At 51.5% G+C, this 6,159-nt stretch carries 9 protein-coding genes; 3 read left to right on the plus strand and 6 right to left on the minus strand.

Annotation, left to right across the window (positions count from 1 at the left end):
• The 5 genes from GAP13_RS12350 to GAP13_RS12370 form a co-directional block, all read right to left on the minus strand.
• Positions 1–224 (minus strand): helix-turn-helix domain-containing protein (locus tag GAP13_RS12350; protein ID WP_158908602.1); only part of this gene is annotated, 224 nt, incomplete at its 3' end.
• 83 nt (positions 225–307) lie between these two features.
• The gene (locus GAP13_RS12355) at positions 308–1,075 is read right to left on the minus strand and encodes a regulatory protein RecX (RefSeq protein ID WP_158908603.1); all 768 of its coding nucleotides are present in this window, start codon (positions 1,073–1,075) and stop codon (positions 308–310) included.
• Between the two features lie 3 nt (positions 1,076–1,078).
• Positions 1,079–1,477 carry a 30S ribosomal protein S9 gene (gene rpsI, locus GAP13_RS12360; protein ID WP_158908604.1) on the minus strand — a complete coding sequence of 133 codons (399 nt, stop codon included), beginning with the start codon at positions 1,475–1,477 and terminating at the stop codon, positions 1,079–1,081.
• Between the two features lie 17 nt (positions 1,478–1,494).
• The gene (rplM, locus tag GAP13_RS12365) at positions 1,495–1,923 is read right to left on the minus strand and encodes a 50S ribosomal protein L13 (protein ID WP_158908605.1); all 429 of its coding nucleotides are present in this window, start codon (positions 1,921–1,923) and stop codon (positions 1,495–1,497) included.
• A gap of 100 nt (positions 1,924–2,023) precedes the next feature.
• Positions 2,024–2,278: a hypothetical protein gene (locus tag GAP13_RS12370; protein WP_158908606.1), complete on the minus strand. Its 255-nt coding sequence runs from the start codon at positions 2,276–2,278 to the stop codon at positions 2,024–2,026.
• Positions 2,279–2,415: 137 nt separating this feature from the next.
• Between GAP13_RS12370 and GAP13_RS12375 the strand changes: the two genes are divergently transcribed.
• The 3 genes from GAP13_RS12375 to GAP13_RS12385 all read left to right on the plus strand — a co-directional run bounded on the left by GAP13_RS12375 (position 2,416) and on the right by GAP13_RS12385 (position 5,588).
• Entirely contained in the window at positions 2,416–4,353 is a 1,938-nt protein-coding gene (locus GAP13_RS12375; RefSeq protein WP_158908607.1) for a ribonuclease catalytic domain-containing protein, read from the plus strand.
• An 84-nt stretch (positions 4,354–4,437) separates the two neighbouring features.
• The gene (locus tag GAP13_RS12380) at positions 4,438–4,956 is read left to right on the plus strand and encodes a hypothetical protein (RefSeq protein ID WP_158908608.1); all 519 of its coding nucleotides are present in this window, start codon (positions 4,438–4,440) and stop codon (positions 4,954–4,956) included.
• Between the two features lie 71 nt (positions 4,957–5,027).
• Positions 5,028–5,588: a hypothetical protein gene (locus GAP13_RS12385; RefSeq protein ID WP_158908609.1), complete on the plus strand. Its 561-nt coding sequence runs from the start codon at positions 5,028–5,030 to the stop codon at positions 5,586–5,588.
• Here the strand turns inward: GAP13_RS12385 and GAP13_RS12390 are convergent.
• On the minus strand, positions 5,573–6,159 hold a 587-nt coding region (locus GAP13_RS12390; protein ID WP_158908610.1), incomplete at its 5' end, for a queuosine precursor transporter. The two genes, GAP13_RS12385 and GAP13_RS12390, sit on opposite strands and share 16 nt — an antisense overlap.

The raw sequence follows: 6,159 nt of genomic DNA on the forward strand, positions 1-6,159 counted from the left end.
GGTGAAATGATATTCTGGATCCTTACGCTGCTGATCAGGGCTACAGGCCTGTTCGACGAAAGGCGCTCGTTTACCCATCGTTCGATCTCGCTTTTCTTGAAGCGCCAAACCGTGCCTATCTTTCCGGAAGGGATTTCGCCCTTCTGAGCCCAGTCGTACACTGTCCGTTCGGATACACGCAAATACTTGGCTACTTCTTCAATGGTCAGGATATCGTCATCCATGCGATACGCCCCTCCGACTTGAAATTTCTGACATATTATTGAATCTAGTTGTAAGGTCTGTCAAGTAACGGAAAATAGTATTTTCAACTTTCATCTTTGTTCTCAATTTCCCATGACTCCAAAAATCTGTCAATCGCATAATTCGGAAAGCCTTCCTGCCTGAACCATGATCGCAAAAACGCCAATTTGCGCGAACGGGACAGGGGCGCGGCCGGATTTTCCGCATTTTCATCATCCAGTATAGTACGGCGATAGCCAGCAGGTATTTTGCCCCGCTTAAGCAGGTTCTCCGTACTTCGGCGCATTGCTTCGAGAAGGTTTTCTTCTTCGATGCTCGAGAATGCTTCCGCGAAAATGATCCTCGGATTCTCGAACAAACCGATACGCGGCCATGCTATGGCTTTCAATCGCTCGGGTCCCTGCCCTCTCCGCACAAGATGCGACTGCAGAAGAAGCCTCACATAGCGCCGGTCATCGACATAGCCATTTTCGCACATCCATTGAACAGCAATGCGTGCGGTCTCTTTAGTGAATCCTTTTTTTGCGAGTTTTTCATACAGTTGAATTGACGCCTGCTCAGCGCGAGCAACAAGGCCAAGCGCAACCTTTCGAGCAGCATGCAGTTGATCCAGACGCCGCAGCGATACCAGCATTTCATTCTCTACCTCTGCCTCGGGCGCAAACTCCAGTCGGGATCCATCATCAGTTATGAGCATTCTTGAAGAGCTGTCAAAGCGCATGCCGCATAATCGCACATCAGTGCTGTCGAAATGAAACAGAAGGCCTCCGGAGAGCGCCAATTCGAGCGTTCCGGAGGCCTTTTCGCGAACGGATTCAATCCGTAAAGCCATGGTTTAGCGTTTCGAGAACTGGAATCTCCGACGAGCACCGCGCTGGCCGTATTTTTTGCGCTCGACCATGCGGGGATCGCGAGTGAGAAGACCGTTCGACTTGAGCGAAACATGATTCGCCGGATCAATCTGCGCGAGCGCGCGGGCAAGCCCATGCGCACACGCTCCTGCCTGACCGGTCGGACCGCCGCCAACTACGGTGATGAATGCATCGAATTTGTTTTCACTGTCCGTAACGAGGAAGGGCTTGCGTACTTTTGCTACAAGATCCTCGATAGGAAAGTATTCCTTGAGTTCTTTCTGGTTGATAATTATTTTGCCAGTACCTTCACGCAGGAACACGCGGGCGATTGCGCACTTGCGACGACCTGTGCCGATACCAAGGTTGATATTCTTGACCATTTCGTTCCCCTTCCTCATCAGAGATCGATTGCGATGGGCATCTGTGCCGCATGCGGATGATTCGGGCCTGCGTACACTTTCACATTCTTGAACAGCTTGCGCCCAAGAGGCCCTTTCGGCAGCATGCCACGAATGGCAATTTCCATCGGAGAAACCGGATTGCGATCGATTAGCTCGTCGAAGCTGTAATCCTTAAGTCCGCCGGGGAAGCCAGTATGATGGTAATACATCTTGTTCTGCCGTTTCCTGCCGGTTACAGCAACCTTGTCAGCATTGATAACAATAACATAGTCGCCGGTTTCCTGGCTTGGCGTGAATGTCGGTTTATTTTTCCCTCTCAGAATTGACGCAACTTTTACTGCCACACGACCAAGAGGTTTGCCTGCAGCATCGATGATGTACCATTTTCGCTCAGCTGTCGCAGCAGTTACAAATACAGTCTTCATCTATCTATACCTTCACCTTATTGTGGAGTATTCTAAAAATGCGGGTGCATATTCCCACAGATTGAAAAATCTGTCAAGCATCTAGCAAGAAATATGAGGCTTAGTCCTTTTTCTCTTCCTTTGTTTCCTGCTCATTTTCTGCGTTTTTCGATTTTTCTTCTTCTTTCTTTTCTTCGATTTTATCCTTGATATCAGCAATTCCGATAAACACAGCCAGAGCGCCGATCAGGACGGCAAACACCGGAATGGCACCGCGCAGAAAGGCCAGCACATCGTTCCACCATCCCAGAACGCCAGGAAGTACCATGAGCACCGAGATAATGATCAGTCCGATACCAACCAGCAAAGCAGTCATTTCAAACTCCTCTTGTGTTTTTCAAATTTTAGCGCATTATGCTCGCGGAAACAAAATATATCACAAGCGTGCCTGCCAAGCAATGCATTCTATGGTCTACTATTGTATATCGGCACTTTCCGGACTATAAACAAGTCATGCTCCCTATCAATTCGCTTGTCATGTACAAAGGTCGGCCAGCAATCGTTGTTGCTGCTGATTTGGACCGCATTTCGATACGAACCATCGATGCAGAGGAAAAGCGCGTTCGACCTAAAGATGTAGCCATGGCGCATACCGGCCCGATTAGCAGATTCCCCGAAAATCGGGCTCCGGACGAAGTAATGGAAGCCCTCGAACTCCTTCAGACTGAACATCCAGAAGGCATTCCCCTTATTTCCTGGAAAGATTTTGCCGAACTTGCATGGAGCGATCCAAAACCTGAGCACATTGTCATTGCATGGCACGAACTCTCGAACAATCCCGCTGTCGAAACGCTCGATGAAGGAATCCGCATCCGGAGCGAAGAGGAACAGCACAAAATACGCGACAAGCTGCAAAAAAAGAAAGAGGCAGCTGAAGCGAAAGCCGCATTTCTTGTCGCATTTCGCGCAGCATGGAAGAAGAAAGACTCTTCACCGATCGAAGGTAATTCAGCTTTCCAGCCATTTCTGGAGGAGCTGAGTCGATATGCACGAGGCCTGGCCGATGATAGTCCAATTGCCCGCGAACTTGGCATCAAACTGGCGCCTCAAGCAGTGCATGAAGCCCTTCTATCGAGCGGTTACTGGAATCTTGCTGCTAATCCGTGGCCAGAACGTAATGGATGCATCATGTCTGAACCGGAAGCTCCTTCAGCACTTGAAGAACGCAAAGAGCTTGCAATAGACCGGCTTGATTTGAGGGCTCTCCCCTCGTACGCCATCGATAACGCATGGTCGAAAGACCCCGACGATGCCATCTCAGTCGAGGGAGAAAATGTCTGGATCCACATCGCTGACCCAGCATCGATTGTCGGACCATTTTCGCGCCTCGACGCTGAGGCTATGGAACGCGGCTCAACACTCTATCTGCCTGAAAAAATCATACCGATGCTGCCCGATGCGCTTGTGCAGAAGATGGGCCTGGGGCTTAGTGCAGAATCGAAGGCCTTGTCTTTCAGGATAACGCTTCGCGGTGATGGGAAAATCGCCGATATTTCCATTTTGCCAAGCATGGTAGCAGTTCAGCGGCTTACCTATGAACAGGCCGATACAATGCTCGAGGACAATCCTGTCCTGCAAAAGCTCTCGAAAATCGCTTCGGTCCGAGCAGAGCTCAGGCGCCGCCAGAATGCGGTCGATATCGATTTCCCGGAAGTAGCGGTGCACGTTGTCGATGGCCTTCCGACCTTTCTGCCGGTGCCACAGACTCGCTCCGCACGCATCGTTCAGGAGCTTATGATCCTTGCAGGAGAAGCAGCGGCGCGCTGGGCTTTTGAGAAGGGAATCCCTTTCCCGTTCGCGACTCAGGATCCGCCTGTTTCTGAGAATCTAGCCGGCTGCGGTGCGGGGCCAAGTTCAAGCCTTGCGGAAAATTTCATGCGACGGCGATCGATGCGAGCTGCGCTTGTAAGTTCAACGTGCTCCGCACATGCAGGCCTTGGGCTCTCGTTTTATTCCCAGGTGACAAGTCCTCTGCGGCGCTATCAGGACCTACTTGCGCACTACCAGATTCATGCTGTTCTAGCCGCAGCGAACAAGCTTGACCGAAACAATGCGCCTTCTGAGCCCGACCTCCTCATCAGCGCTGATACAATGAATGAGCGGCTGTTCAGGTACAGCAACCAAGCAGCCAAAAACCGCCAGGCCGAAAGAGATTCTCGCGCGCATTGGACACTTGTCTATCTCAGCATGAACCCGGACTGGCGTGGCGAAGGCATTGTGCTCGATGCTTCAGCCGAAACAGGGCAGATTTTCATCCCACAATTCGGATATGAGTTCCAGACACGTATTCCACGGGGAATACATGTTGACAGCAGAGTATCACTCGCGCTGCGGCGAGTCTCTGTACCGGATTTGTTTGCCAGCTTCGATATCCTGCCGCAAGGGACATAGCAGGCGGCAAAATGTGGCCCAACACCAGGCTGCATCCGCAAGTCCGCTTGACCTTAGCGCATCATAGATATACCCTACATCTACATGTCAGGCGAAGAAATCCGACTCTGCGCAATCATGCATGCGGAAATTGCAAAACCAGACGCGCTGCTTGCGCTTGGCAAGGAAGAAGCAGGAGCGGCATTTGCGCAATTCAGGGAGACAATTCGCGCTGCAGCAGAAGAAAAAAGTGGCAGATTCCTCGAATCTTCGCACGGAGGAGCGGTTGTAGCATTCGATACTTCGGCGGCCGCAATCAGCGCAGCCCTCCTTATCCAGCAAAACCTCAAACCGCAAATCAAAGCGAAAATCGGCATCAATGTCGGCGATGTCCTTTTTACATCATCGGGAGGAGCTATCGGAAGTGCTGCTGACATTGCGGAAGAGCTGGTGCGTGTACTACCTGCTGGCGGCATCTGCGTATCTGCCGCTGCATGGCATGCATCGCCTTCTGTCGATGCTCGCACTATTCATGTACAGCTGGAGCTGCCAAGCGGTACAAAACTGGATGCATACCGCATCGAAACTGGCGAAAATTCCTTGCAAAAATGCCCGGACGCCTGAGGCGCTTTTTTGAATCGCTCGGGCCAGCGGCCGCCTCCAGCTCCGCCATTTCTGCTAAAAATGCCGCTGCCATGGGACAGTACGCCGCAGTCTATAACCAGGCAGCATCCGATGCAGAGACCTGCTTAGCCGCATTCAAGAAAATCTCACCCGACGAACTGCCCGAAGCTGAAAAATCAGCACATGCCTGCATGGACCAGATTCGCCTTCTTGCTACTACCCTGAACGAATTGGACGGCCTTGTCGCTTCCATGCCCTTGAGAGAACTCGAAAAAGACCGCGCCGCCATCGAGGCCAAGAAAAGAACTGCACCCCCTGCCCTCGCAGCCGATTACGATAAAAGCATTTCTGAAATCGACGCACAGCGCCAAGCACATCAGTCGTTGCTCGAACGTAAGGAAAGCTTGGAAATCAAGCTCCATTCAATGTCAAACCAATTCCGCCAGCTTTCGCTCGACTTGGCTTCCGCTCACGCGGTGGATGCCCAGACCAAACTCGACAGCCAGCATGCAGCCCTCGCTACATTAAGCAAGAGAGCCGAGGAAATACGGGCATCAATTGAGGATTTGCGGACCGGAAGCGATGACTGGCTTTCGATGGAAATAGAAAAGCTTTCTCAGAATGGCGCGTAGCTGATTCCCTCATCAAATACATCGATGCCTTCAATCCGCTTCCATAGTTTCACCACTAGGAAGGTCACGGGGAAAAGCGCCAGTTCATACACAGTTGCGAGCGACGATTCGGAGAGCGCGTTGCGAACAATATCGCCTGTAGTCCACACGCCAAGAAATGCGACGATATTGAACAGGGTCGTATCGACAAAGTGCGCTGGCAAACTCGAACCCATCGCGCGCAGGAAAAACCACTTGCCCTTCTGCGCAACCTTCATTTTCGAGAGAATGGCTGAATTCATCCAGTCGCCGACCCAATATGCAGCGAGGGAGCCGATGACAATCCTCCATGTGGAAGAAAAAAGCGTCTTCATTGCGTCATTGATAGCGTTGTCGGTTCCCGAAAGCCAGGTAGCAAAGGCAAGCACCGCCGACATGAGCGCCTGCGCGGCAAAATTCGCCCATATCGCCTTCATCGACAGCCGATATCCATAGATCTCGGTCATTATGTCGCTAATAACATAGACAGCTGGATAGGTAAAAAAGGCGGCTGTCAGAAGAAATGGCCCGACTTTGACAAGCTTGACTACCG

It is taken from the genome of Rectinema subterraneum, from assembly GCA_009768935.1.
GTDB classification, from domain to species: domain Bacteria; phylum Spirochaetota; class Spirochaetia; order Treponematales; family Rectinemataceae; genus Rectinema; species Rectinema subterraneum.